The following is a 23869-nucleotide window of genomic DNA, read 5'->3' on the forward strand; positions in this document are numbered from 1 at the left end:
TTCGCTCATCATCGGCCCGTCTCGTCGCGCCGCTCTTGGGACGTCGCAGTCAGGCACAATGTGCCGCGACCGTCCGGGGTTGGCCGTTGCGCAGAGTAAAGGGCCTGCGGCCGATACGAAAAGGGGGAGCGCCGGGCTCCCCCTTTAAGACCTTACCGGGCGCGCCGGATCAGGTTGGCGATGTTGATGTCGTAGGGCAGTTCGCTGACCTGCCACCACAGCGAGGTCGCATCGCGATAGGCCATGACCTCGCCGAGGATCTTCTTGAAGGTTGGGTTGCTCGCGTTGATCTCGTCATAGGTCTGCTGGGCAGCATTGAAGCTCGCTTCCATGATAGCCGGCGAGAACGGGCGCAGGATGGCGCCGGCAGCGACCACGCGCTTCAGCGCGATCGGGTTCTCGTGATCGTACTTCGCCTGCATCCACTGGTTGGTGGCGGCGCAGGCATCGCTCAGCACGGCCTTGTAGCGGGCCGGCAGCTCATCCCATTTCGCGCGGTTGATCATCATCGAGATCACCGTGCCCTGGTCCCACCAGCCCGGGTAGTAATAGTACTTCGCCACCCGGTAGAGGCCGAGCTTCTCGTCGTCATAGGGGCCGGTCCATTCGGCCGCGTCGATGGTGCCGCGCTCCAGCGAGGAATAGAGGTCGCCGCCGCCGATCTGCTGCGGCACGACGCCGAGCTTGAGCAGGACATTGCCGGCGAGCCCGCCGACGCGGAACTTGATGCCCTTCAGATCCTCGACGGTGTTGATCTCCTTGCGGAACCAGCCGCCCATCTGCACGCCGGTGTTGCCGGCCGGGAGCGCGTAGAGATTGTGCTTGGCGTAGAACTCGTTGAGCACGTCGTTCCCGCCACCGACCGTCAGCCAGGCATTGGTCTGGCGGGCATTGGGGCCGAACGGGACGCAGGTGCCGAAGGCGAAGGCAGGGTCGATGCCGATGCCGTAATAGCTGCAGGTATGGCAGCATTCGACGGTGTTCTTGGACGTCGCGTCGATCACCGCCGCGCCGCCGGGGACGATCTCGCCGGCCGCGAAGGGCTGGATCTGGAACTGCCCGTCCGTGGCCTCGCTGACCCGGCGCGCCAGCTCAAGCGAGCCGCCATAGAGCGTGTCGAGAGACTTCGGGAAGGCCGAGACCAGCCGCCAGCGGACGGAGGGCGCCGATTGCGCGATGGCGGGGCTCGCGATCGGGGCGGCGAATGCCGCAGTCGCGCCGGCTGCAAGGAATTGGCGTCTCTTCATCGATGTTCTCTCCAGGCGTTGACCGCAGCTTTTGTCCGGCGTGCCGGTGCGGTTCGTTGAAAGCGCCGTTTGGTTAGCAGCGGTGTCCCGAGGCCGACAGGCCCGGAGGCGCACGCCTGCCCCGCGTTCTCTTGCCGGCAAAGGGATAAAACTCGCCGGGAATCGAGATGGAGTAGAATGATCCTGTCGCGGGCTGCGCGCAAAACAGAAATCTGCTCCTTCGCCTTATCTGCTGCGGCGCATTATATCCTCGCGTATAAATAGAGCCGCACGGCGGCGATTGACGAGTTCCTGCCATGACAACGATGACGTCCCCAGCCGGCGTGAAGAGCGCCGGCACAAAGCCGTTCTATTCCAGCTTCGGCTTTCAGGTCCTGCTGGCCATGGTGGTCGGGCTCCTGCTCGGCTGGGTCGCGCGTACTATCGGCCCGGATGCGGCCGGGCAGCCGAACGGGCTGACCGTCGCACTCCAGACCACCGGCTCGATCTTCGTGCAGCTGCTGCAGGCGCTGGTACCGCCGCTGATCTTCACGGCGATCGTCGCCTCGATCAGCAATCTCCGGCAGCTTTCCAACGCGGCCGCCCTGGTCTGGCAGACGCTGCTCTGGTTCGCCGTCACCGCTTTCATCGCGGTGCTGATCGGCATCGCGCTCGGCCTGATCATCCAGCCCGGCCTGAATTCCGGCGTCGCGGCCGCAAGCGCAAAGGCGCCCGCGACGGTCGGCTCCTGGCTCGATTTCCTGAAGGGCCTCGTGCCCGCCAACATGCTCGGCCTGCAGGCGACGACCCGCGTCGAAGGCGGCGCGGCGACAACCCGGCTCGGCTTCAACGTGCTGCAATTGCTGGTGATCTCGATCGTCGTCGGCGTCGCGGCGCTGAAGGTCGGCGAGCGGGCCAACAGCTTCCTTGCCTTCAACGAGTCGCTGCTGGCCATCGTCCGCAAGATCCTCTGGTGGGTGATCCGGCTGACGCCGATCGGCACGGTCGGCCTGCTCGGCAATGCCGTCGCGCAATATGGCTGGCAGACCTTGCAGCAGCTCTCCTGGTACGCCTTCGCGATCTATCTCGGCCTCGCGATCGTGCTGCTGATCGTCTATCCCGTCCTGCTCCTGCTGCACGGTCTCTCGCCGGCGCGCTTCTTCGCAGGCGCCTGGCCGGCGATCCAGCTCGCCTTCGTCTCGCGCTCCTCGGTCGGCACCTTGCCAGTGACCGAGGCCGTGACCGAGAAGAGCCTCGGCGTGCCCCGGGAATACGCAGCCTTCGCCGTGCCGCTCGGCGCGACCACCAAGATGGATGGCTGCGCCGCGATCTATCCGGCGATCTCGGCGATCTTCGTCGCGCAGTTCTACGGCCTGCCGCTCGGCCTGCAGGAATATGTGCTGATCGTCTTCGTCTCGGTGATCGGCTCGGCGGCGACCGCAGGCCTCACCGGCGCGACGGTGATGCTGACCTTGACGCTCTCTACGCTTGGCCTGCCGCTCGCCGGCGTCGGCCTCCTGCTCGCGATCGACCCGATCCTCGACATGGGCCGCACTGCGGTGAACGTCGCCGGCCAGGCTCTGGTGCCGACCATCGTCGCCAAGCGCCAGGGCATGCTCGATCAGGCGCAATACGACCGTGCCGGCGACATCGACGCGCTCGAGGCGGAGGCGCAGACCGCCTGAGGCGGCACTGCACCGGCTGGGCCATGGCCTCAGCGCGGCGGGAGCTGCGAAAGCAGCGCCTCGCCGCGCGGCGACAGCCGGTAACCCACTTCGAGGCTCTCGGTCAGCCCGAGGACTTTCAGCTTGCGCACATCCTGCTTGAAGGCGAGCGTCTCGCGGCCGATGAGGGCGGCGAGTTCCGGCGCGCGGCGGCCGGGATGGGCCGCGATCAGGGCAAGCGTTGCCGCCGTCCAGGGGCGGCGGGTATCGAGCCGGCCAAGGCGCGCTGCAAGCGCCTCGACCTCGTCCGCATCGAGCTCGGCCGCTTCGCGCAGCGCGAGCCGCGGATCGGGGCCCGCAAGGTGGAGGCGGATGCGGTAGAGGTCGCCTTCCCGGCCGGCGAGGCTCGCCAGCGCTGCCTCGCGCGAGGCGAAGCCGGCGGCTGTCGCCTCTGCGTCGTCGATATCGGCCTCGCTGACCAGCTCGACCGCCTCGATCGCAAGCACTCCGGCAGCCGTCGTCAGGCTGCCGCCGCTGCGGACGCTCGGCCGGCGCCAGCGTCGCAACACCCGGGTGATGCTGCCCTCGGCGATGCCTGCAAGCGTTCGCCGGTCGAGCAGCATGGGTTCAGGCCATCACCTTGGCCATGACATCCTTCAACCCGCCATTGCGTTCGAGCCAGCCGGGCACCGGCAGGTTCTTCGAGCGCAGGAACTCCGGATTGAACAGCTTCGACTGATAGCGCGTGCCGTAATCGCAGAGGACGGTCACGATGGTGTGGCCGGGGCCGAGCTCTCTCGCCAGCCGGATCGCGCCGGCGACGTTGATGCCCGAGGAGCCGCCAAGGCACAGACCCTCTTCCTCGAGCAGCTGGAAGCAGAGCGGGATCGCTTCCTCGTCCGGGATCTGGAAGGCGACGTCGATCGGCGCGTTCTCGATGTTCTTGGTGATCCGGCCCTGGCCGATGCCTTCGGTGATCGAGGACCCTTCGGCCTTCAATTCGCCGGTCTTGTAATAGGAGTAGAGCGCCGCGCCCATCGGATCGGCGAGGCCGATCCGGACCTTCGGGTTGAAGCCCTTCAGCGCGATGGCGACGCCGGCGAGCGTGCCGCCCGTGCCGACGGCGCAGATGAAGCCGTCGACCTTGCCGTCGGTCTGCTGCCAGATCTCCGGCCCGGTCGTCTCGATATGGCCTTGCCGGTTGGCGACATTGTCGAACTGGTTGGCCCAGATCGCGCCATTGGGGTCGGTCTTGGCCAGTTCCTCGGCGAGGCGGCCGGAGACCTTCACATAGTTGTTGGGATTGACGTAGCCGACGGCCGGGACCTCGACGAGCGTCGCGCCGGCGAGCCGCAACATGTCCTTCTTTTCCTGGCTCTGCGTCTCCGGGATGACGATCACGGAGCGGTAGCCGAGCGCGTTGCCGACCAGCGCGAGCCCGATGCCGGTATTGCCGGCCGTGCCCTCGACGATGACGCCGCCGGGGCGGAGCGAACCGCGCTTTTCGGCATCGCGGATGATGGCGAGCGCGGCACGGTCCTTGACCGACTGGCCGGGATTCATGAACTCGGCCTTGCCGAGGATTTCGCAGCCGGTTTCCTGCGAGGCGCGCTTCAGCCGGATCAGGGGGGTGTTGCCGATCGCCTCGACGACGCCGTTGCGGATAGTCATGGCCACTTCCTCTTTGGCCTGCCGCCGGTCCGATCCCGGCCGGGCGCAGCAGGTCGCCAACATAATCGGTTCGCCCGGGACTTCACGGGATAGTTCTTCCAAATCTCAGCGAAAAAAGATGATGATTTCCCTCCCGGCGCAGGAACTGATAGGCCACGCCTCTTCTTCAACCCTGCCCGGATGCGCATGTCTGCTCTTGCCATGAATGAAACCCTGACGATCGCGCGGCTCGGCCAGCGCGGCGACGGCGTGGCCGAGACGACGGACGGCCAGGTCTTCGTACCTTTCGCGCTGCCGGGCGAGAGCGTTCGCGCGGTGCGGGACGGCGAACGGGCGCAAGTCGTCGAGATCCTGGCGCCATCCGCCTCGCGCATCGCCGCGATCTGTCCGCTCTTCACCCGCTGCGGCGGCTGCGTCGCCCAGCACATGGGTGAGGGGCTCTATGCCGAATGGAAGCGCCAGCAGGTCGTGACGGCGCTCGGGCGCGTTGCCGCCGGGGTCGCGGTCGAGCCGCCGCTCGACGCCCATGGCACCGGGCGCCGGCGCGTCACGTTCCACGCCCGGCGCGAGGATGACGGCATGCGCATCGGCTTCATGGCGGCGCGCAGCCATGACCTGATCGCCGTCGATTCCTGCCCGGTGCTGGCGCCCGGGTTGTCGCGCGCGCCCGCTGTCGCCCAGCTCCTCGCCAACCGGCTCGGCGGCTCGAACAAGCCGCTCGATCTGCAGATCACCGCTTCCGAAGCCGGGCTTGACGTTGATATCCGCGGGCATGGCCCGGCCGGCAATTCGCTGCGCCGAACCTTGACCGAGGCGGCCGAACGGCTCGATCTCGCGCGGCTCTCCATGCATGGCGACATCGTCGTCGAGCGGCGCGCGCCCTTCCATGTCATGGGCAAGGCGGCGGTCACGCCGGGCCCGGGCGGCTTCCTGCAGGCGACGGCGCGCGGCGAGGAGATACTGGCCGAGCTCGTCCTCGCGGCGCTGCCGAAGGCGAAGCGCGTCGCCGATCTCTTCGCCGGCTGCGGCCCGTTCAGCTTCCGTCTCGCGGAGCGCTGCCACGTCACCGCCTTCGAGAGCGACAAGACGGCGGTGCAGGCGCTGCAGCGCGCCGCGAGCCGGGCGCAGGGGCTGAAGCCGATCGCGGCCGAGGTCCGCGATCTCTTCCGCCGGCCGCTGCTCGAGCATGAACTCTCCGCTTTCGATGCCGTCGTGCTCGATCCGCCGCGCGCCGGAGCGGAGGCGCAGGTCAGGCGGCTCGCGGGATCGAAAGTGCCCGTCGTCGCCTATGTCTCCTGCGATGTCGGCAGCTTCGCGCGCGACGCGGCGCTTTTGGTCGCAGGCGGCTATGCGTTGGAACGCGTGACGCCGGTCGATCAGTTCCGCTATTCCGCTCACATCGAACTCGTCGGCGTCTTCCGCAAGGCTGCCGGCCCCAAGTGATCACGTCTCGGGAGGCAGGATGAGCGCGTCCGTTACCGAAGCTCTGGCCGGCATCGTCGGCGCGAAGAATGTCGTCACCGACGCCGATGCGATGGTGCCCTATCTCAAGGAGCCTCGCGGCCTCTTCAACGGCAAGGCGCAGGCGGTCGTGCGGCCGGGCTCGGTCGCCGAGGTGTCGGCCCTGATGAAATGGGCGAGCGAGACCGGCGCGACGATCGTGCCGCAGGGCGGCAATACCGGCATGGTCGGTGGCCAGGTCCCGGTCGCCGACGGCCGGGAGATCATCCTGTCGCTGCAGCGGCTCGACAAGGTCCGTTCGGTCGATGTCGAAGGCGACACCATGACGGTCGAGGCCGGCGTCATCCTGCAGAAGGCGCAGGAGGCGGCCGAGGCCGCCGGGCGGCTCTTCCCGCTCTCGCTCGCCTCGGAAGGCTCCTGCACGGTCGGCGGCAATCTCTCGGCCAATGCCGGCGGCACCGCCGTGATCGCCTATGGCAATGCCCGCGAACTCTGCCTGGGGCTCGAGGTCGTGCTGCCCGATGGCCGTGTCTGGAACGGCTTGCGTCAGCTCCGCAAGGACAATACCGGCTACGACCTGAAGAACCTCTTCATCGGCTCGGAAGGCACGCTCGGCATCATCACCGCCGCGGTGCTGAAGCTCTTCCCGCTGCCGGCGGCGCGCGCCACCGCCTTCCTCGCCGTGCCCGATCCGGAAGCGGCGCTGGCGCTCCTGAACAAGGCCAAGGCCAGCGCCGGCGGCACGCTCACCACCTTCGAGCTGATGCCGCGCATCGGGCTCGACTTCGTCGTGCGCCATGCCGACGGAGCCCGCGATCCGCTCTCGGAGCCGTCACCCTGGTACGTGCTGATGGAGGTCTGCGCCCAGGCCGAGACCGGCCTGTCGGAAGCCGTCGAGAATTTCCTCGGCGAGGCGATGGAGGCCGGTCTGGTCACCGATGCGGTGCTCGCCGGATCGCTCGGCCAGCGCGCCGATCTCTGGAAGCTGCGCGAGATGCTTTCGGAGGTGCAGACCCATGAGGGCGGCTCGATCAAACACGACGTCTCGGTGCCGCTGCACGCGACGCCGGAATTCCTCAGGCGCGCCATCGCCAAGGTCGAGGAGCTGGTGCCGGGCTGCCGGCCGGTGCCTTTCGGCCATCTCGGCGACGGCAACATCCATTTCAATGTCAGCCAGCCGGTCGGCGCCGACAAAGCGGCCTATCTCGCCGGTTGGGACGCGATGAACGCCGCCGTCCACGCCATCGTCACCGAGCTCAAGGGCTCGATTTCGGCCGAGCACGGCATCGGCCGGCTGAAGCGCTCGCTGCTGCCGGGGGTGAAGGACCCGGTCGAGCTCGATCTGATGCGCACCGTCAAGGCGGCGCTCGACCCGAAGGGCGTGCTCAACCCCGGGGCGGTGTTGTAGGGCGGTCGCGAGCGGCGCCCGGGAGCCCGGGACGCTGATCTGGGCGGAACGGGAGTGTCATTATGGGGCAGGAGGCTCTATGCGGCCGCGCCGCCCTCGCGCACCCGGCAGATCTCGGCCAGCGCCAGCACCAGATGATAGAGCACCCGGACCGGGACCCGGTCGGCGATCGGCTTCCCGTTTTCGCCGAGCTGGTTGACCCATAGTCCGCTCTCGCGGTCGACGAAGTGCTGGAACATCAGCGCGACATGCTGATCGAGCCGGGCGGCGGCATCCGCATCGCCCTCGAACTCGATCCGCGCGACCAGGGCTTTCAGATATTCGGTCTGCGGCCAGAGCAGCGCGGCGCCGTTCAGCACGCGCCCTGCCGGATCGACCTCGTTCACGACGAGGCCTGAGCCGTTGCCCGGCGCATCGACCTGGCGCTGCCCGAAGGCGTGGAGTTTGTGCGCCGTCGCGCGGGCCTCCGTCGAGCCGGTCAGCCGCTCATGGTGATAGAGCAGCCAGGTCCACTCGAAATGATGGCCGGGCTCCCGGATCAGCCCGCGCGGGCCGGGGAAGGCTGCCCAGTCGTTGCCGAAGAATTCGCCGAGCGTACCACTGCCGTCCAGCATGCGCTCCCGCATCAGCCCAACCAGCCTGTCGGCGGTCGCCAGCCAGCGCGGATCGGGCGAGACCGCCGCGAGCGCGTGGCAGGCTTCGAGCAGGTGCATATGCGGGTTCTGGCGCCGGGGCTGGGTATCCAGCGTGTCCTCCCTGAAGCCGCCGGCCGGGTGCGCCAGCTCCTGCTCCAGGAAATCCATGACTTCGCCGGCCATTGCCAGCACGCTCTCGTCGCCGCTCGCCTTCGCGAACCAGCCGAAGGCGAAGAGCACGAAGGCGAGATCGTAGAAATCAGACCTGTCGTCGACGGCCTCGCCCTGCGCGTTGCAGGAATGGCTGTAGCGTCCATCGACGCGGCGGCAGGCGCCGGTCAGGAAGGCGATGCCGTGCCGCGCCGCTGCCAGCGCGCCGGGCACGCCGAGCAGATGGGCATGGCTGAAGACATAGGTGAGACGCGCCGTGACCAGCGTCGTGCCGATCTCGCCGAGCTCGGGCGTCCCGTCCGGTGTGAGATATTCGACGAAGCCCGGCCGCGCCGGATCGTAGGCACGCGCGATCCAGCCCGGCAGCAGGCAGTTCGTCAGCCAGGAGCGAAGATCATTGGCGGGCGTCGACATGCAAAATCCTCGAAGACATCGGCGTAACGGTGTTGGCTATGGTCACAGCTCTGCCATCGCGGCGCAGGCGAAGCCCCTGTTCAGCCCCGCGTCCGCTCAGGGCGTCGCGACATAGCCGTCGCGGCGTGGGTCGCAGGCGCCCGTCAGCTTGCCGTTCGCCGGGTCGCGCGCGACCGCCTGCATGCCGCCGACCCGCATCGTCCAGCCGACATCGAAGGGGGTGATCTCGTGGCCCCGCTGCCGCAGGGCGGCGATCGTCTCGCTTGGAATACGGTTCTCGATCTCGATGGCGCAGCCATCCCAGAGCCGGGCACGCGGCGCCTCGATCGCCTCCTGCAGCGGCAGGCCGAAATCGACATGCTGGACCATGGCCTGCGCCTGCGTCTGCAGGATGCCGTAGCTGCCGGGCGTGCCGAGCGCCAGCACCGGCTCGCCATTGCGGGTCGACAGGCTCGGCGACATGCACATCGGCAGTTCCGAGCCCGGCTGCGAGCGGTTCGGGCTGCCGGGCTGGACATCGGCCCAGTACAGGAAATTGTTGAGGCAGAGCCCCGTACCCGGCACGACCACGCCGCTGCCGAACGGGCTGCCGATGCTCTGCGTCACGCAGATCAGATTGCCTTCGCGGTCGGCGATCGAGAAGGAGGTGGTGTGGGCCGGGTCCTCGCCGGCGGGCGCCTCCGCCATCCATTGCTCGGTCGGGCCGGTGATCGGCTGGCCGTCGCGCACGCGGGCGCGCAAGGTCTCGACCGAGGCATCGGACAAGAGCTCGGCGAGCTTCTCCGGCTTCGGATTGTTGTGGGCGATGCGCTGGCCGGCGGCGAGGCGGATGGCGCGGTAGACGATGTCGAGATGTTCGGCGCCGTCGCGCTCCAGCCCGACGAGGTCGAAACCGTCGAGGATGCGCAGGGTCAGGAGGAACTGGAAGCCTTCGCAGGCCGGCGGCGGCACATGCACGAGCCGGTCGCGATAGGCGGCGGCGATCGGCTCGCGCCAGCGCGGCGCGACCTCGCCGAGATCGGCCATGGTCAGCGTGCCGCCCTTGGCCTTGAGATGCGCGATCACGGTCTCGCCAAGCGTGCCGCGATAGAAGTGCTCCGGACCCTTGGCCGCGATCTCGGAGAGCGTTCGGGCGAGATCGGGCTGGCGCAGGATCTGGCCGAGCTCGACCGTGTCGCCGCCACCCGGCAGGTAGTTCTTCGCCCAGTCGGCATGAAGCTCCGGGCGCTCGCGCAGGAGCGGTGCCTGCTCGTTGAACTCCGCGACGCCGAACTCGGCGATCGGAAACCCGTCAGCGGCCAGTGAGATAGCCGGTGCGAAGATCTCCGCCAGCGACAGGTGTCCATAGGTGCGGTTGAGTTCGCACCAGCCGGCGAGGTTGCCGGGCGGGGCGACGGCGAGCGCGCCGCGCTCGAGGTCCGAACGCTGGCTGAAGCGCTCGAGCGGGAAGCTGCCCGGCACGGGCGGCACGAAATCGAGCACGCGCACCCGCTTCTCGGCGGCGACCCACATCGTCGCCGAGCCCATTCCAGCGAGGCTCGACATGAACGGTTCGACCACGTTGAGCGCCGCCGCGACCGCGCCGACCGCGTCGAAGGCATTGCCGCCCTGGGCGAGGATGCGCGCTCCGGCCTGCGCCGCCAGCGGGTGGGCTGCGGCGACCATGCCGTGCAGGGAACTCATCGTCGGGCGGCGGCCATGCATGTCAGGCGTTCCTCCAGTCGGTCCTGTCGTTGGCCGAGAGTAAGCGCGCCGTCGCCCCCTGCGCTAGAACAGGCTGCCCTGCGCGTCGTCCTTGCCGCCCCGCCGCGAACGCATGGCGGGCTTCTGCTCGGGCGGCTTCGGCGCCGATGCGGGATCGAAGGGCTGCTGCAATTCCGGCCCGTCATTGGCGACCTTGTTCACGGCATCGCCGAGCCGGATCATCTCCAGCAGGTCGTCCGGGGGCGGGCGCAGCAATGGCCGAAGCGCTGCGGGCTCTGATGCCGGATCGAGCCAGGCGTCGTAGGCATCAGGGGCCAGGATCACCGGGGAGCGGTGGTGGATTGCCGCCATCTGCCCGTTGGCGGGGCCGGTCACCATCGCGACCGTGTCGATCTCCGAGCCGTCCGGGCTGTGCCAGGTCTCCCACAGCGCCGCGAAGGCGAAGAAGCCACGATCTGGCCGGCGGAAGAGATAGGGCCGGTTTTCCTGCCGGCGGCCCTCGCCGAGGCGGTGCCATTCGTAGAACCCGTCTGCCGGCATCAGGCAGCGCCGTCGGGCGAGGGCGGCGCGGAAGGAGGGCTTCTCGGCCGCGCTTTCGCTGCGGATGTTGATGACCAGCGGAAAGTCCTTGGGATCCTTGACCCAGCCGGGAATGAAGCCCCAGCGCATCAGGATGAACTGGCGCATGCCTTGCTCGAGCCTGACTACCGGCACCGGCTGCGTAGGCGCGATGTTGTAGCGCGGCGGAAAGTTCGGCTGCTCGCGATAGGCGAAGGCCTGGCGCATCGCTTCCGGCGGCAAGGTTACGGCGTAGCGGCCACACATGTCCTGTTCAGTCGACGTTCCGATACGTCCGATCAATACTTTATTTGGGTTTGGCCGCGCATATTCCCAGCGATTTCGAGGCCGCCTGTATGTCCGCTCCCGCAAGATCAGATGCGCCGAACGCGGCAGTCGGCTCCCGAACCGAGCCTTCACCGATGCGCCTCTCGACGGACTATCTGAACCGCCATAGCGAAGCGCTGATGCTGCTCGAGATGGTGCCGATGGACCGTGCGCTTCTGGTCGAGCTGCGTGCCTGGCAGGCGGTCAGCTATTCCGAGCATTTCGAAGCCTCGTCGCTGCGCTGCGCGGCGGAAGCGCGCGAGGCCTACCAGCGGCTCGGCGCGCGTGAGGTCGCGGCCTTCGACGAGCTCTGCGCCGCCATGGACCGCCTCGTCCTCACCGCGACCGCGCTGATCGAGGAGATGCCGGACAGCGAAGACCCCGCACTGATCGTCGATGTCGCCAGCCTGTCCCTGCGCCGCCTGATCGCGCGGGCTGCGGCCTTCATCAATGCCAACGGCCAGGGCGACGCCGCCAATATCGACCGGGGCGTCGTGCAGGCGGAGATCGATGCGCTGATCGCTGGCTGAGGCTCAGCGCGCCCCGCCGATCAGGAATTCGCGGTTGCCGTCGCCGCCCTCGATCGGGGAGGGGATCGGGCCAAATACCCGGAAACCGAGTTCGGCGGTGAGTTCGGCGATCTCGGCGCAGATCGCTTCCTGCAAGGCCTCGTCGCGCAACACACCCTTCTTGAGCGCCGAGCGCTTCGTCTCGAATTGCGGCTTCACCAGTGCGACGAGCTGCGCTTTGGGCGCCAGCAGCTTCGCCACGGCCGGCAGCACCAGTTTCAGCGAGATGAAGCTGACATCGATGACGGCGAGCGCCGGCGGCTCGCCCAGCAGAGCGGGATCGAGCGTGCGGATGTCCTGGCTCTCCAGGCTGCTGAGGCGCGGATGGCCGTGCAGGCTCTCATGCAGCTGGGATCGGCCGACATCGACGGCATGGACATGGGCTGCGCCGCGCCGGAGCAGCACGTCGCTGAAGCCGCCGGTCGAGGCGCCGACATCGAGGCAGGCGAGCCCGGCCGGATCGATGCCGAAGGCGTCGAGTGCCGCTGCGAGTTTCACCCCGCCGCGCGAAACGTATGGGTGGGGCGCCTGCGCCGCGATTTCGGCGGTATCGGGAACGGTCTCGGACGCCTTGCGCAGAACGACGCCGTCGGCGCTGACGAGCCCGGCTGCAATGGCGGCCTGGGCCCGTGCCCGGCTTTCGAACAGGCCGCGCTCGACCAGCAAAAGGTCGGCCCGGACGCGGCGCGGCAGGCCGGCGGTCATCGCTTCAGGCGCGCTTTACGGCGCTGGCCGGGCCGAGCGCCGCTTCGACGGCCCGCACGATGCCGGCGGCGTCGAGGCCGGCATCGGCATACATCTTCTCCGGCTTGTCATGGTCCTGGAAGCTGTCGGGCAAGGTCAGGCTGCGGATCTTCAGCCCGCCGTCGAGCAGGCCCTTCTGAGCCAGCAATTGCAGGACATGGCTGCCGAAGCCGCCGACCGAGCCTTCCTCGACCGTGATCAGCACCTCGTGCTCCCGGGCGAGGCGCGCGATCAGCGCCTCGTCGAGCGGCTTGGCGAAACGGGCATCGGTGACCGTCGTCGAGAGGCCGCGCTGGCCGAGCAGTTCGGCGGCGGAAAGGCATTCGGCGAGGCGGGTGCCGAGCGAGAGCAGGGCGATGCGCGTGCCTTCCCTGACGATCCGGCCCTTGCCGATTTCGAGCGGCACGCCGTGCTGCGGCAGCTCGACGCCGACGCCTTCGCCGCGCGGATAGCGGAAGGCGATCGGCCCGGCATCATAGGCGGCCGCCGTCGCGACCATATGGGTCAGCTCGGCCTCGTCGGCCGCGGCCATCACCACCATGCCGGGCAGGCAGGCGAGATAGGCGATGTCGAAGGAGCCGGCATGGGTCGCGCCATCGGCGCCGACCAGCCCGGCCCGGTCGAGCGCGAAGCGCACCGGCAGGTTCTGGAGCGCGACGTCGTGGACGATCTGGTCGTAGGCGCGCTGCATGAAGGTCGAATAGATCGCGCAGAACGGCTTGAAGCCCTCGCTGGCGAGGCCGGCGGCGAAGGTCACCGCATGCTGCTCGGCGATGCCGACATCGAAGGTTCGGCCGGGGAATTCCTTGCCGAAGGCGTCGAGCCCGGTGCCCGAAGGCATGGCGGCGGTGACGGCAACGATCTTCTCGTCCTCGCGCGCTTCCTTGATCAGGGCGTTGGCGAAGACATTGGTGTAGCTCGGCGCATTCGCCGGCGCCTTGGCCTGCTGGCCGGTGACGGGGTCGAACTTGACGACGCCGTGATATTTGTCGGCGCTGGCCTCGGCCGGGGCATAGCCCTTGCCCTTCTGGGTAACGACATGGACCAGGATCGGCCCGCTCTCGGCGTCGCGGACATTGCGCAGCACCGGCAAGAGATGGTCGAGATTATGCCCGTCGATCGGGCCGACATAGTAGAAGCCGAGCTCCTCGAAGAGCGTGCCGCCGGTCCAGAAGCCGCGGGCGAACTCCTCGGTGCGTTTCGCCTTCTCGTGGAAGAAGCGTGGCAGCTTCTCGGCGAGGTATTTCGCGACCTCGCGCAGCGAGCGGTAGGTGCGGCCGGAAACCAGCCGCGCCAGATAGGCCGACATCGCGCCGACCGGCGGGGCGATTGACATGTCGTTGTCGTTGAGGATGACGATCAGGCGCGAGCCGAGCGCGCCGGCATTGTTCATTGCCTCATAGGCCATGCCGGCCGACATCGCGCCGTCACCGATCACGGCGATCACGTTGTTGGCGCCGCCGGCAAGATCGCGCCCGACGGCCATGCCGAGCCCGGCCGAGATCGAGGTCGACGAATGGGCTGCGCCGAACGGGTCGTATTCGCTCTCGCTGCGCTTGGTGAAGCCGGAGAGGCCGCCCGGCTGGCGCAGGGTGCGGATGCCGTCGCGGCGGCCGGTCAGGATCTTGTGCGGGTAGGCCTGGTGGCCGACATCCCAGATCACCCGGTCGCGCGGCGTGTCGAAGACATGGTGCAGGGCGACGGTGAGCTCGACCACGCCGAGACCCGCGCCGAGATGGCCGCCGGTCACCGAGACCGCGTCGATCGTCTCGGCCCGGAGTTCGTCGGCGAGCTGGCGCAGCTGCGCATCGTCGAGCCGGCGCAGCGCCGCGGGATCGGGAACCTGGTCGAGAAGTGGTGTCTTGGGACGGGTCAAGGGCTGGCCGCTGCTGGCTTGATCGTCATTCCCGAATAGTCGCTCGGGGCGGCGCTGGCAAACCTCTGATGGTCGCAGCCCGGGCAGGAAACGGGTGGGAGCGCGCGCCGGCGCATGGGAAATCCGCGGCCGGACCCTGCGCATGCGGAACGCTCGCCATGAACCCGCCGACCCCGACGTCCCTGAACGCCCCGATGACGTCTCCGCTCTTCCTCGTCCTGCTGCTGACCGGCGTCGCGGCGCAGTTCGCCGACAAGCTGGCGCTCGACACGATCACGCTGGCGGCGACGGAGGCCGGCGCGAGCACCCGCTTCATCGGCCTGCTCGTCGCCGCCCAATCCGCCGCCTGGCTCCTCATCTCCCTGCCAGCCGGCGTGCTCGCCGACCGGATTGCGCCGCGCAGCCTGATCCTGCTCGGCGGCCTGCTGATGGCGGTCGGTTCTGCGGTTGGTGCGACCTTGCTCGCGGCGAGCATGATCGGCCCGGCGCTCGCGCTCTCGACCTTCGTCGCGGCGGCGGGCCCGGTCGTGATCGCGCTCTCGGTCTTCGTGCTGATGCCACGCGCGGTCTCGCTCGCCTTGCTGCCGCGGGCGAACAGCCGGCTCGAACTCGGCCGGGCGAGTTTCAGCCTGATCGCGCCGCTGATCGCCGGCTGGGCCGTGGCGCGCGGCACCGGCTGGTACGGGCTCGCGGCCTGTTCGGCGGCGGGGCTCGTCGTCGTCGCAGCGGCGCTGCGCCTGCCCGCCGAAGCGGTACCGGCCCGGCCGCGGCAGAAGCTGCATCGCGCCATCGCCGAGGGCGGCGCCTTCGTCGCCCGCCACCCTTACCTTCGGCCGATCGCGCTCTGCGCCATCGGCTGGAACCTCGCCTTCTTCGCCTTCATGGCGCTGCTCGCGCCCTACGCGCTGCGGGTGCTCCTGCTCGATCCGAAGGCCGTCGGCCTCGCTTCCTCGGTCTACGGCGCCGGGGCGGTTGCGGCGGCGCTCTCCGGCGCCTGGCTGATCGCGCGCCTGCCGACAGGGGCGCCGCTGGTCTTCGGCCCGGCCGTCTCGCTGCTCGGCGCGCTCGCCGTGGCGCTCGCCCCACCAGGGCTCGGCTGGCCGGCGCTGGCCTTCGCCTTCTGCCTGTTCGGCTTCGGCCCGATCCTCTGGTTCATCACCCAGACGACCTTGCGCCAGGCCGTGACGCCGCAACCTCTGCTCGGGCGCGTCAGCGCGACCATCACCACGGCGATGTACGGCATGCGTCCGCTCGGCGCGCTCGCCGGCGGTCTGGCGGGCGAACGCTTCGGACTGGAGACCGCGATCTGGCTGCCGGTCGTCCTGTTCGGCTTGTCGACGCTGGCGATCCTCGCCTCGCAGATGCCGCGGCTGAAGGTGATGCCGGCGGGGGCAATCAACCCAGTGGAATCGAAGGGCGCGACAGCATCAGCCAGATGATCGCCAGGACTGCCAGAAAGGCCGGAAAACCGCTGATGAACCAGATACGGTAAAGCCGATGGTAGGCAGCCGGCAGGGGCGTCGCCGCCGCGGCCGCTTCGCGCGCGAGGTCACGCAGGCGATGCTGTATCCACACGACAGGGAGCCAAAAGCATCCGGTCAGCAGGTAGAGTGCGAGCGAGAGTGCGATCCAGCCTTCCGTCAGCGGCCAGCCAATCTCGCGGGCCAGAAGATAGCCGGTGATCGGCTGTAGCAGCACGGCCGAAGCCGTGAACAGCCAATCGGCGATTACGACGGTCCCGGCGACGTGGGCTATCAGGGCCGGGTTGCCGCTTCGATGGGCCATCACCATGAAAAAGGCGATGCCGGCGCCTGTGCCGAGCAAAACCGTGGCGCCGAGAACGTGCAGCCATCGCAGAAGCATAGGCCAGTCCATCAGCGCTCCTCGGCCAGCGCCAGAACGGCCAGGGCCAGCCCGATTCCCGGCAGGACCTTGACGAAAGGCCCGAGCGGATCGGCCCAGAGCGCCGGTGTCAGGATCGTTCCCGCACTGAGGTAGATCAGCGAGACCGCGATGGCCGCGATGGCACTCGTTGCCAGCCAGCGGCGCAGCAGGAGGCCGATGCCGATCGCGATGTCGAGGATCGCGCCACCAATGACGAGGCCGACCGACAGACCGGCGGGCAGCCAGCCGGGCAGTACCGCGGCGGCGTGCCGCCATTGCCACAGTGCAATCAGGCCCGAGAACAGCCAGAAGAGCGACAATACCGTCACGAGAACCGGGAAGATCAGCTGCGACCTTGCGAAGACGCGCTCCTGCAAGGTCGACGGCAGTGCGGCGAGCGTGGCGCGGATCGTAAGCAAGCTGCAGCCGCCGGCGTCGCGCCAGGGGGCGGGGTCACCGAGGATGTCGCGCCCGAGGACCCTGAGCGCCGTGGTGCGCAGGGGCGAACGCCAGCCCAGCCAGCCGGCCAAGTCCGCCAGACGCGCTATGGCGTGTCCCGCCGCTGTCGGAAGTTCGAGAGTGACACGCGCCCGCGGCAAGCCGAGCCAGCGCCGCAACAGCGAGACGAGTTCCCTTAGGGTAAGGACTTCGTCGGAGACGAGATCGAACTCCCTGCGGGCCGGCACTTGGCCGTCCAGGCATGAGCCAACGGCCGCTGCGACGTCGTTCAGCGCGACGGTCTGGATCTTGGCGTCCGCGAGCACGAGCGCCTGCGCGGAGGGCAGGCCGGCCAGCATGCGCAGCAGCGCCGTCCCGCCATATGCGTTGGCGCCGATGACGAGGCCGGGCTTCAGGATGAACCATTCGAGCTGGCTGCGCATCAAGGTTCGGTCTGCCTCGCCTTTGGTGCGCATGAAGACGGTATCGGCGTCCGGGGCTGCGCCCGGCGCGGAAATCTGCACGAAGACGCGGACGGAGTGCCGCTCGCAAGCGCTGACAAGCGCCTGGATCGCATCGCGTTGAACAGCCGCCAGCTTGTCGCGGGCGCCGTCTTGCAAGGCCCCCGACGCATTGACGACCGCATCGATCCCGATGAGGTGCGGTGACCAGGCTTCGACGGAGCCGAGGAGGCCGAGATCGGCCTCGATCCAGGCGATATCCGGGAGGAAACGCTTTCCGGTCTCGGCATCGCGACCGAGACCGATGACGTCGTGGCCGGCTTCGCAGAGCTGTCGCGCGATTGCGAGCCCGATAAAGCCATAGGCGCCGAGAACGAGAACGCGCATCGTGGTTCCAGGAGCCCGGCCTCACCCCTCCGGCAGCGGGATGAACTCCTCGGAATCGCCCGGCACGGTGTCGAAGCGGCCGGTCTTCCATTCGGCCTTGGCCTGGTCGATCCGCTCCTTCGAGGAGGAAACGAAGTTCCACCAGATATGGCGCGGCCCGTCCATCGGCTCGCCGCCGATCAGCATCAGCCGGCTTTGGTCGACGGCGAGGATCGAGATGCGGTCGCCGGGCTTGAAGATCAGCAATTGGCCGGCGCCGAACTCGTCACCGGCGATGTCGATCTTGCCGGAGACGATGTAGACGGCGCGCTCGTCATAGTCGGGGTCGAGCGGCAGGATCGCGCCCGGCGCGAGCACCGCCTCGGCATAGAGCGTGTCCCAGGGGAATTTCACCGGCGAGGTCCGGCCATAGGCCGAGCCCATGATCAGGCTGATGCGCTTGCCTTCGCCGACGATGCGCGGCAGCTCCGGCGCGGCATGGTGGATGAAGTCCGGCGCGATCTCCTCATGCGTCTTCGGCAGAGCGAGCCAGGTCTGGATGCCGTAGAGCTTCGGCGCCTTCAGCCGCTCCTCCGGCGCGGTGCGCTCGGAATGGACGATGCCGCGCCCGGCCGTCATCAGGTTCACTGCGCCCGGCCGGATCGGCAGCGCCGTTCCCAGCGAATCGCGGTGCATGATCTCGCCGTCGAACAGATAGGTCACGGTCGAGAGCCCGATATGCGGGTGCGGGCGGACGTCGATGCCTTCGCCGAGCAGGAACTCGGCCGGGCCCATCTGGTCGAAGAAGATGAAAGGGCCGACCATCTTGCGGCCGATCGAGGGCAGGGCCCGCCTGACCGAGAAGCCGCCGAGATCATGGGCGCGCGGCACGATCACCTGTTCGAGCGCCTCGCAGGAGCGGGTGTCGCCGGGGACCGGGTCATGGTCTGGAAGCTGGGACATTGCGGGCTCCTCGCATGCGGCGCTGCAAAGGAGTCTGCGCGTGCCCGCCCCATTGGGCAAGCCGCATGACGCATGGCGGCAATTCGGCTCGACGCGGCCGGCCGGAAAAATTATCTATAAAAAAATGCCCGTGGATCGCGATGCCCAAGGACTAAGCCCGAGCACGATGCCCAAGGATAAATCAGAGACGCTCGCGATCCGGATCAGCCGCACCCTGGCCGAGCGGATCATTGCCGGTCAGCTCGAGCCCGGCTCGCGCCTGCGGCAGGACCATGTCGCCGCCGAGTTCGGCGCCAGCCATGTGCCGGTGCGCGAGGCCTTCCAGCGGCTGGAAGCGCAGGGGCTGGCGGTCAGCGAGCCGCGCCGCGGCGTGCGCGTCGCCGCCTTCGATCTGCGCGAGGTCCGCGAAGTCGCGGAGATGCGCGCCGCCCTCGAGGTTTTGGCGCTGCGCCATGCCGCGCCGCATCTGACGCGGGCGATTCTCGACGAGGCCGAGGAGGCCACGCGCGCCGGCGACAATTCTCCCGATGTTCGCGCCTGGGAGGAAGCGAATCGCCGGTTCCACCGCCTGATCCTGACGCCCTGCGCCATGCCGCGGCTGCTGGCCTCGATCGACGATCTGCACGCCGCCAGCGCTCGCTTCCTGTTCTCCGCCTGGCGCTCGGAATGGGAAAGCCGCACCGACCATGACCACCGTGCGATTCTCGCCGCCTTGCGGGCGGGGCGGGTCGACGAGGCCGAGGCGGTGCTTACCCGGCATGTCCAATGGATCGGCCGAAAGCCGGTCCGCACCGCTTCGGGGGCGACACGCGAGGCCTTCGCCATCGTCGGCTGAAGGTCTAGGCTTGCAATTCGCAGTCGCAGCATTGATCATAGATCGGTCTTCTAAATTATCTATAATTAGATTTCGCACGGAGAGAGACTGATGAACGACCTGACCCAGACCGCTCCGCGGCCCGGCTTTGCCCCGCTCGATCTCGGCGCCCGTCCGCTGACGGTCCAGATTGCCGCCGTCCTGCTCGGCACCCTCATCCTCGCGATTTCCTCGCAGATCAGCGTGCCGATGGTTCCGGTGCCGGTGACCATGCAGACCCTGGCGGTGACGCTGATCGGCGCGCTCTATGGCTGGCGCCTCGGCGCGATCACCATCACCGCCTGGCTGTTCGAGGCGGCGCTCGGCCTGCCGGTCCTCGCCAACGGCAATGGCAGCCTGCTCTCCTTCGTCGGCCCGACGGCCGGCTATCTCTTCGCCTTCCCGATCGTCGGCGCGCTGGTCGGCTGGCTGGTCGAGCGCGGCTGGAACGGCGCCCGCCCGGGCCTCGCCTTCGTCGCCATGCTCGTCGGCAACGGCCTCTGCCTCGTGCTCGGCGCACTCTGGCTCTCGACCCTGATCGGCGTCGAGAAGGCGATCATCGCCGGCGTCGTGCCGTTCCTGATCGGCGGCGTGCTGAAGTCGGCGCTCGGCGCCGCTATCCTCGTCGCCTTCGATCGCGGCCGGAAGCGCGCTGCGTGACATCGAAATCGCAGCCGCCGCGTCAGGCGGCGGCTGCAACTCGCATGTTGCTCGCCAGCCGGGCGAGCCGCGCGGCATAATGCGCGCCGAGCGCCTGGAGCGCTTCCTCATCCGCCTTGCGGGCGCCGTAGACCAGAAACGGTTCCTGCCAGGCGAGGCTGCAGCGATGGGCCATGGCTTCCAGCGGCCGCAGCAATTCGCCCAGCGGAAACAGATTGGCGCCGCCCGGCGCATAGGCCTCCGGCACATTGCCGGCCGTCGCCGCAACCAGCAGCGGCTTGCCCGCGAGCAGCCGACCCTCGCTCTCATAGGCGATGTAGAACATCCGGGTCAGCACCGCGTCCTGCCAGGCCTTCAGCAGGGGCGGCGTCGAATACCATTGCACCGGGAACTGCAGGACGATCCGATCGGCGGCAATGAGACGCGGGACCTCGGCATCGCTGTCGATCTTTCCGTCCGGATAGAGCGCCTGCATGTCGACGATCTCCGCGCCTTGTAAGGCGACGGCCTCGGCGAGGGCGCGATTGGCGCGCGAGCTCGCATAGCTCGGATGGAACAGCAGGATCAGGGTCTTGGTCATGGCGGCCTCCTTTGCGATGGGCAAAGGATGGGGCAGGCCAAGAAATCATTCCAATGGATGATCCATATATCATATTATCGACAGTATGAATTTACGGTCGGTCGACCTCAACCTGCTCGTCATCCTCGACGCCTTGCTCGACGAGGCGCATGTGACGCGCGCTGCCGAGCGCATCGGCCTGTCGCAGCCGGCCGCGTCGAGCGCGCTGGAGCGCTGCCGCCATCTCTTCGGCGACGCGCTGCTGTTGCGCGGCAGAGGGCGCATGCGGCTGACGCCGAAGGCGCGCGCGCTGCAGGCTCCGGTCAAGGATCTGCTGGCGCAGATGGTTGCGCTGCTCGATCCGCCGGCGCCGGAGCTTTCGACGCTGCGCCAGACGGTGCGGCTCGTCACGGCCGAGCTGCCGCCCGAGCTTCTGGCCGGCGGCCTCTATGCCCGGCTCGCGGCCTCGGCGCCCGGGATCACGCTTGCGATCATGCCCTGGCATGGCGCCGCTGCGGCGCTCGCGGGGCTTGCGCAGGGCGAGGCCGATCTCGCCGTCTCGGTCTTTCCCGCGGTCGAGACCGGCTTCGTGCGCCGGGAACTGCTGCGGGAGCACTATGTCGTCGCGATGCGCAGGGATCACCCGGCGGCCGAAGGCTTCGACCTTGAGCGCTGGCTCGCCTTTCCGCACGTGCTGGTTTCCGGGCGCGGCGAAACCTATGGCGCACTCGACGAGGCGCTGGCGCTCGAGGGCCGCAAGCGCCATGTCGGCATCGTCGTGCCGAGCTTCCTCAGCGTGCCGCCGCTACTGCTGGGCTCGGACCTGATCGCCCTGCTGCCGAGCCGGGTCCTCCCGGCGGAGGGGCGCGAACGCTTCGCCCTGCGCGAGCCGCCGGTTTCGGTGCCGGGCTTTCCGTTGCACATCGCCTGGCACCGGCGTAGCGAGCGCGATCCCGGCGTGCGGCATGTCGCCGGGTTGATCGAGGCGTTGCTGGCGGAAAAGCCGGCGCCGGCGTGAAGGCGCCGCCTATTTCTCGACGTCGAGCGGGGTCGTGCCGGTCGGCTTGCCGTCGGCGCCGAGGGTGATCTTCTCGATGCGTGCCTCGGCATGCTTCAGCAGCGCGTCGCAGCGCGCCTTCAGAGCTTCGCCGCGTGTGTAGATGTCGATCGATTCCTCCAGCGCGACATCGCCGCGCTCCAGCCGGGCGACGATCGCCTCGAGCTGCTTCAGCGCTTCCTCGAAGGGCAGGGTGGCGATATCGGCGTTGGGCTTGGCTTCGGTCACGGGGCGAATCCTGTTGGGCGCCCGTTATCGGCTCTGCCGGCTGCCCCCGCAACCCCGCGCAGGCTCAGACCGGCAGCGCGGAGCTCTTCTTGATGGTGCGCAGCGTCAGCGTCGATTGCACGCGCGTCACGCCCGGAAGCTGGGTGATGATGTCGGTGTGGATGCGCTCGAAATCGGCGGAATCGCGATAGATCACCCGCATCAGATAGTCGTGCGCGCCGGCCAGCAGATGGCATTCGAGGATCTCGGGCAGCCCCTGAACGGCCTGCTCGAATCCTTCCAGCGAGGCGCGGCCCTGCTGGTCGAGCGTCACGAAGACGAAGGCTGTGCCGGGGAAGCCGGCGATCTTCTCGTCGAGGAGCATCGCATAGCTGCGGATCAGCCCGCTCTCCTCAAGCTGCCTGACCCGGCGCAGACAGGCGGAGGGCGAAAGATGCACCTTCTCGGCGAGGTCCGAATTGGTGATGCGCCCGTCGCTCTGCAGGATGCGCAGGATCGTCCTGTCACGGGAATCGAGTTCGATCGACATGGTTGCGCAGCATCCTCGGGCGGTGGCGCATATTTGTGCGCCTGCTTTGGCGGCGGGATGTTTCTGCGAAAGAAGGGCCTCTGGCAAGCAGTTCCTTGCGTGCGTTGCGCCATTTTCTGCGCAGTGCAGCGAATCAGCGCGGCCTGCCGCACGATCCTGCCTGCTGCAGGGTTCAGTCGAGGTCGAACCGGAACGGCTTGCCCTCGAAGGCATCGGCACCGCGGCCGATCCGTTCGATCGCCGCCCGCATGCGGCCGCCGCGTCCGAGAATCTCGTCGGCGAGTGCTACCAGCCGGGCATTGGGCGTCGCCGATGGCGAGAGGGTGCGCAGCCGGTCGGCGATCTCGCCTTCGTCCCGCTCCGGCCGGAGCGCGCAGACCGCGATATAGGCGCCGGCCGTAGAGCGGCTGATCCCGGCCCAGCAATGCACGACGATCGGGTTCTGCCGGTCCCAGTCGCGGACGAAGCCCAGCAGGCGCTCGACATGCTCGCTGGCGGGGATGACGTGCCCGTCTATTTCGGCGGTGATGTCCGACATGGCGAGCATCAGATGTCGTTCCGCTGCGATGCCGGGGGGCGTCTCGACCATCGTCGCGGCGTTGATCAGGGTGACGACATGGCTCGCTCCGACCGCCGCGACGGTCTCGTTCAGCTTCGAAAGGGAGGAGACGTGGAGTGTCGGCATGAGCGAGCTTTCGAGAGCTGACAGCGGCGAATCTTTGAAGCCTGTCGATGACGAGCTTATGGCGCTGCTGCGGTTTCCGGCTACAAGCGCGGGAACTCCATCCACGCCGAAGGTTGCCGGGATGAATCTCTGGTTACGCCTGCTCTGGCTGCTGCTTTCCCGGCCGTTCCAGCCGCGGTTGAAGCCGCCTTTCGAAGCCTCGATCCTGCCCTTCCGGGTCTGGTTCCACGATCTCGACACCAGCCTGCACATGAACAATGCGCGCTATTGGGGGCTGATGGATCTCGGTCGGACCGACCTGATGCTGCGCAGCGGCCTCTGGCGCGCCATCCTACGCCATGGCTGGGTGCCGGTGGTCAACTGCGGTACGATCCGCTTCCGCCGCGAACTCAGGCTGTTCCGCCCCATTCGCCTGGAAACCCGCATGCTCTGTTGGGCAGAGGGCTGGGTGGTGATGCAGCACCGTATTCTCGCCGACGGGCGCGATGGCAGCGAGATCGTCGCCGCGGTGGCGCTGGTGCGCGCTGCCCTCTACGACCGGAAGGGCAAGGCCTTCGTTCCGGTCGCTCGCCTGCTCGCCGAACTCGGCGTCGAGGCCGAGAGCCCGCCGCCGAGCCCCGGGGTCGAGGCCTTCCTGCGCGCGGAGGAGGCGATGCGCCAGGCCGGAGCGACGGGGAAGGGGCTGACGGAGGCGTTGCCGGAGTAGGTTTACGGTCTCGCTGCATTCTGCGGTCGTCTGGGCGACCGATAGGGAGACC

The 23869-nt window shown here is 68.4% G+C and carries 24 protein-coding genes; 9 read left to right on the plus strand and 15 right to left on the minus strand.

The window, feature by feature from the left end; all coding sequences use genetic code 11:
• Positions 1-152: 152 nt before the first annotated feature.
• Positions 153-1247, minus strand: coding sequence for a TRAP transporter substrate-binding protein (locus DK26_RS03720; protein ID WP_066468394.1), 1095 nt, complete (start codon positions 1245-1247; stop codon positions 153-155).
• A gap of 296 nt (positions 1248-1543) precedes the next feature.
• Between DK26_RS03720 and DK26_RS03725 the strand changes: the two genes are divergently transcribed.
• Positions 1544-2911, plus strand: coding sequence for a dicarboxylate/amino acid:cation symporter (locus tag DK26_RS03725; protein WP_066468396.1), 1368 nt, complete (start codon positions 1544-1546; stop codon positions 2909-2911).
• A gap of 29 nt (positions 2912-2940) precedes the next feature.
• Here DK26_RS03725 and DK26_RS03730 read toward each other — a convergent pair whose 3' ends face one another.
• Positions 2941-3513 carry a hypothetical protein gene (locus DK26_RS03730; RefSeq protein ID WP_066468398.1) on the minus strand — a complete coding sequence of 191 codons (573 nt, stop codon included), beginning with the start codon at positions 3511-3513 and terminating at the stop codon, positions 2941-2943.
• A 4-nt stretch (positions 3514-3517) separates the two neighbouring features.
• Complete coding sequence (locus DK26_RS03735; RefSeq protein WP_066468402.1) at positions 3518-4561, minus strand: cysteine synthase A; 1044 nt, start codon at positions 4559-4561, stop codon at positions 3518-3520.
• Between the two features lie 186 nt (positions 4562-4747).
• Between DK26_RS03735 and DK26_RS03740 the strand changes: the two genes are divergently transcribed.
• Entirely contained in the window at positions 4748-6004 is a 1257-nt protein-coding gene (locus DK26_RS03740; protein WP_066468787.1) for an RsmD family RNA methyltransferase, read from the plus strand.
• Positions 6005-6023: 19 nt separating this feature from the next.
• Positions 6024-7430 carry an FAD-binding oxidoreductase gene (locus tag DK26_RS03745; RefSeq protein ID WP_066468404.1) on the plus strand — a complete coding sequence of 469 codons (1407 nt, stop codon included), beginning with the start codon at positions 6024-6026 and terminating at the stop codon, positions 7428-7430.
• 77 nt (positions 7431-7507) lie between these two features.
• On the opposite strand, the gene DK26_RS03750 is transcribed toward DK26_RS03745, so the two are convergent.
• The 3 genes from DK26_RS03750 to DK26_RS03760 all read right to left on the minus strand — a co-directional run bounded on the left by DK26_RS03750 (position 7508) and on the right by DK26_RS03760 (position 11179).
• On the minus strand, positions 7508-8650 hold the full coding sequence (locus DK26_RS03750; RefSeq protein WP_066468406.1) for an AGE family epimerase/isomerase: 1143 nt from the start codon (positions 8648-8650) through the stop codon (positions 7508-7510).
• A 96-nt stretch (positions 8651-8746) separates the two neighbouring features.
• The gene (locus DK26_RS03755; protein ID WP_066468409.1) at positions 8747-10354 is read right to left on the minus strand and encodes a gamma-glutamyltransferase; all 1608 of its coding nucleotides are present in this window, start codon (positions 10352-10354) and stop codon (positions 8747-8749) included.
• Positions 10355-10417: 63 nt separating this feature from the next.
• Positions 10418-11179, minus strand: a complete 762-nt coding sequence (locus tag DK26_RS03760) for an SOS response-associated peptidase (RefSeq protein ID WP_066468412.1) — start codon at positions 11177-11179, stop codon at positions 10418-10420.
• A gap of 155 nt (positions 11180-11334) precedes the next feature.
• On the opposite strand from DK26_RS03760, the gene DK26_RS03765 reads away from it, so the two are divergent.
• Positions 11335-11769 carry a hypothetical protein gene (locus DK26_RS03765; RefSeq protein ID WP_066468414.1) on the plus strand — a complete coding sequence of 145 codons (435 nt, stop codon included), beginning with the start codon at positions 11335-11337 and terminating at the stop codon, positions 11767-11769.
• A 3-nt stretch (positions 11770-11772) separates the two neighbouring features.
• On the opposite strand, the gene DK26_RS03770 is transcribed toward DK26_RS03765, so the two are convergent.
• Complete coding sequence (locus tag DK26_RS03770) at positions 11773-12513, minus strand: TlyA family RNA methyltransferase (protein ID WP_066468415.1); 741 nt, start codon at positions 12511-12513, stop codon at positions 11773-11775.
• 4 nt (positions 12514-12517) lie between these two features.
• Positions 12518-14428: a 1-deoxy-D-xylulose-5-phosphate synthase gene (gene dxs / locus DK26_RS03775; RefSeq protein WP_066468416.1), complete on the minus strand. Its 1911-nt coding sequence runs from the start codon at positions 14426-14428 to the stop codon at positions 12518-12520.
• 194 nt (positions 14429-14622) lie between these two features.
• Here dxs and DK26_RS03780 point away from each other — a divergent pair, with 194 nt between their 5' ends.
• Positions 14623-15867 carry an MFS transporter gene (locus DK26_RS03780; RefSeq protein ID WP_184231593.1) on the plus strand — a complete coding sequence of 415 codons (1245 nt, stop codon included), beginning with the start codon at positions 14623-14625 and terminating at the stop codon, positions 15865-15867.
• Here the strand turns inward: DK26_RS03780 and DK26_RS03785 are convergent.
• The 3 genes from DK26_RS03785 to DK26_RS03795 are packed head-to-tail and all read right to left on the minus strand — an operon-like array spanning position 15824 to position 18540.
• A complete protein-coding gene (locus DK26_RS03785) occupies positions 15824-16291 on the minus strand; it encodes a DUF2269 domain-containing protein (RefSeq protein ID WP_066468789.1) in 468 nt (155 codons plus the stop codon). The genes DK26_RS03780 and DK26_RS03785 overlap by 44 nt on opposite strands.
• Before the next feature lie 11 nt (positions 16292-16302).
• Positions 16303-17598 (minus strand): SDR family oxidoreductase, encoded by a 1296-nt coding sequence (locus DK26_RS03790; protein ID WP_066468419.1) that lies wholly within the window; start codon positions 17596-17598, stop codon positions 16303-16305.
• 21 nt (positions 17599-17619) lie between these two features.
• Complete coding sequence (locus DK26_RS03795; RefSeq protein WP_066468421.1) at positions 17620-18540, minus strand: pirin family protein; 921 nt, start codon at positions 18538-18540, stop codon at positions 17620-17622.
• A 166-nt stretch (positions 18541-18706) separates the two neighbouring features.
• Here DK26_RS03795 and DK26_RS03800 point away from each other — a divergent pair, with 166 nt between their 5' ends.
• Positions 18707-19375: a GntR family transcriptional regulator gene (locus DK26_RS03800; protein ID WP_066468422.1), complete on the plus strand. Its 669-nt coding sequence runs from the start codon at positions 18707-18709 to the stop codon at positions 19373-19375.
• Positions 19376-19465: 90 nt separating this feature from the next.
• The gene (locus DK26_RS03805) at positions 19466-20053 is read left to right on the plus strand and encodes a biotin transporter BioY (RefSeq protein ID WP_066468425.1); all 588 of its coding nucleotides are present in this window, start codon (positions 19466-19468) and stop codon (positions 20051-20053) included.
• A gap of 22 nt (positions 20054-20075) precedes the next feature.
• Here DK26_RS03805 and DK26_RS03810 read toward each other — a convergent pair whose 3' ends face one another.
• The gene (locus tag DK26_RS03810) at positions 20076-20633 is read right to left on the minus strand and encodes an NAD(P)H-dependent oxidoreductase (protein WP_066468427.1); all 558 of its coding nucleotides are present in this window, start codon (positions 20631-20633) and stop codon (positions 20076-20078) included.
• 85 nt (positions 20634-20718) lie between these two features.
• On the opposite strand from DK26_RS03810, the gene DK26_RS03815 reads away from it, so the two are divergent.
• On the plus strand, positions 20719-21630 hold the full coding sequence (locus DK26_RS03815; protein ID WP_066468432.1) for a LysR family transcriptional regulator: 912 nt from the start codon (positions 20719-20721) through the stop codon (positions 21628-21630).
• A 9-nt stretch (positions 21631-21639) separates the two neighbouring features.
• Here DK26_RS03815 and DK26_RS03820 read toward each other — a convergent pair whose 3' ends face one another.
• The 3 genes from DK26_RS03820 to DK26_RS03830 all read right to left on the minus strand — a co-directional run bounded on the left by DK26_RS03820 (position 21640) and on the right by DK26_RS03830 (position 23111).
• A complete protein-coding gene (locus tag DK26_RS03820; protein WP_066468437.1) occupies positions 21640-21897 on the minus strand; it encodes an exodeoxyribonuclease VII small subunit in 258 nt (85 codons plus the stop codon).
• Between the two features lie 64 nt (positions 21898-21961).
• Positions 21962-22426 (minus strand): Lrp/AsnC family transcriptional regulator, encoded by a 465-nt coding sequence (locus DK26_RS03825; RefSeq protein WP_184231592.1) that lies wholly within the window; start codon positions 22424-22426, stop codon positions 21962-21964.
• A 172-nt stretch (positions 22427-22598) separates the two neighbouring features.
• Positions 22599-23111, minus strand: a complete 513-nt coding sequence (locus DK26_RS03830; RefSeq protein ID WP_066468439.1) for a protein-tyrosine phosphatase family protein — start codon at positions 23109-23111, stop codon at positions 22599-22601.
• A 121-nt stretch (positions 23112-23232) separates the two neighbouring features.
• Here DK26_RS03830 and DK26_RS03835 point away from each other — a divergent pair, with 121 nt between their 5' ends.
• On the plus strand, positions 23233-23817 hold the full coding sequence (locus DK26_RS03835; protein WP_066468441.1) for a thioesterase family protein: 585 nt from the start codon (positions 23233-23235) through the stop codon (positions 23815-23817).
• Positions 23818-23869: the final 52 nt, after the last annotated feature.

The sequence above is a fragment of the Allobosea sp. WAO genome (assembly GCF_001509835.1).
In the GTDB taxonomy this organism is placed as follows: Bacteria; Pseudomonadota; Alphaproteobacteria; order Rhizobiales; family Beijerinckiaceae; genus Allobosea.

Bases quoted from the DNA above. Each gene is read 5' to 3' on its own strand.
- DK26_RS03835 (WP_066468441.1), top strand. From the start codon at position 23,233: ATGAATCTCTGGTTACGCCTGCTCTGGCTGCTGCTTTCCCGGCCGTTC.
- DK26_RS03755 (WP_066468409.1), bottom strand. From the start codon at position 10,354: ATGCATGGCCGCCGCCCGACGATGAGTTCCCTGCACGGCATGGTCGCC.
- DK26_RS03730 (WP_066468398.1), bottom strand. From the start codon at position 3,513: ATGCTGCTCGACCGGCGAACGCTTGCAGGCATCGCCGAGGGCAGCATC.
- DK26_RS03770 (WP_066468415.1), bottom strand. From the start codon at position 12,513: ATGACCGCCGGCCTGCCGCGCCGCGTCCGGGCCGACCTTTTGCTGGTC.
- DK26_RS03795 (WP_066468421.1), bottom strand. From the start codon at position 18,540: ATGTCCCAGCTTCCAGACCATGACCCGGTCCCCGGCGACACCCGCTCC.
- DK26_RS03740 (WP_066468787.1), top strand. From the start codon at position 4,748: ATGTCTGCTCTTGCCATGAATGAAACCCTGACGATCGCGCGGCTCGGC.
- DK26_RS03785 (WP_066468789.1), bottom strand. From the start codon at position 16,291: ATGCTTCTGCGATGGCTGCACGTTCTCGGCGCCACGGTTTTGCTCGGC.
- DK26_RS03725 (WP_066468396.1), top strand. From the start codon at position 1,544: ATGACAACGATGACGTCCCCAGCCGGCGTGAAGAGCGCCGGCACAAAG.
- DK26_RS03815 (WP_066468432.1), top strand. From the start codon at position 20,719: ATGAATTTACGGTCGGTCGACCTCAACCTGCTCGTCATCCTCGACGCC.
- DK26_RS03800 (WP_066468422.1), top strand. From the start codon at position 18,707: ATGCCCAAGGATAAATCAGAGACGCTCGCGATCCGGATCAGCCGCACC.
- DK26_RS03735 (WP_066468402.1), bottom strand. From the start codon at position 4,561: ATGACTATCCGCAACGGCGTCGTCGAGGCGATCGGCAACACCCCCCTG.
- DK26_RS03745 (WP_066468404.1), top strand. From the start codon at position 6,024: ATGAGCGCGTCCGTTACCGAAGCTCTGGCCGGCATCGTCGGCGCGAAG.
- DK26_RS03720 (WP_066468394.1), bottom strand. From the start codon at position 1,247: ATGAAGAGACGCCAATTCCTTGCAGCCGGCGCGACTGCGGCATTCGCC.
- DK26_RS03805 (WP_066468425.1), top strand. From the start codon at position 19,466: ATGAACGACCTGACCCAGACCGCTCCGCGGCCCGGCTTTGCCCCGCTC.
- DK26_RS03750 (WP_066468406.1), bottom strand. From the start codon at position 8,650: ATGTCGACGCCCGCCAATGATCTTCGCTCCTGGCTGACGAACTGCCTG.
- DK26_RS03780 (WP_184231593.1), top strand. From the start codon at position 14,623: ATGACGTCTCCGCTCTTCCTCGTCCTGCTGCTGACCGGCGTCGCGGCG.
- DK26_RS03765 (WP_066468414.1), top strand. From the start codon at position 11,335: ATGCGCCTCTCGACGGACTATCTGAACCGCCATAGCGAAGCGCTGATG.
- DK26_RS03760 (WP_066468412.1), bottom strand. From the start codon at position 11,179: ATGTGTGGCCGCTACGCCGTAACCTTGCCGCCGGAAGCGATGCGCCAG.
- DK26_RS03830 (WP_066468439.1), bottom strand. From the start codon at position 23,111: ATGCCGACACTCCACGTCTCCTCCCTTTCGAAGCTGAACGAGACCGTC.
- DK26_RS03810 (WP_066468427.1), bottom strand. From the start codon at position 20,633: ATGACCAAGACCCTGATCCTGCTGTTCCATCCGAGCTATGCGAGCTCG.
- DK26_RS03825 (WP_184231592.1), bottom strand. From the start codon at position 22,426: ATGTCGATCGAACTCGATTCCCGTGACAGGACGATCCTGCGCATCCTG.
- DK26_RS03790 (WP_066468419.1), bottom strand. From the start codon at position 17,598: ATGCGCGTTCTCGTTCTCGGCGCCTATGGCTTTATCGGGCTCGCAATC.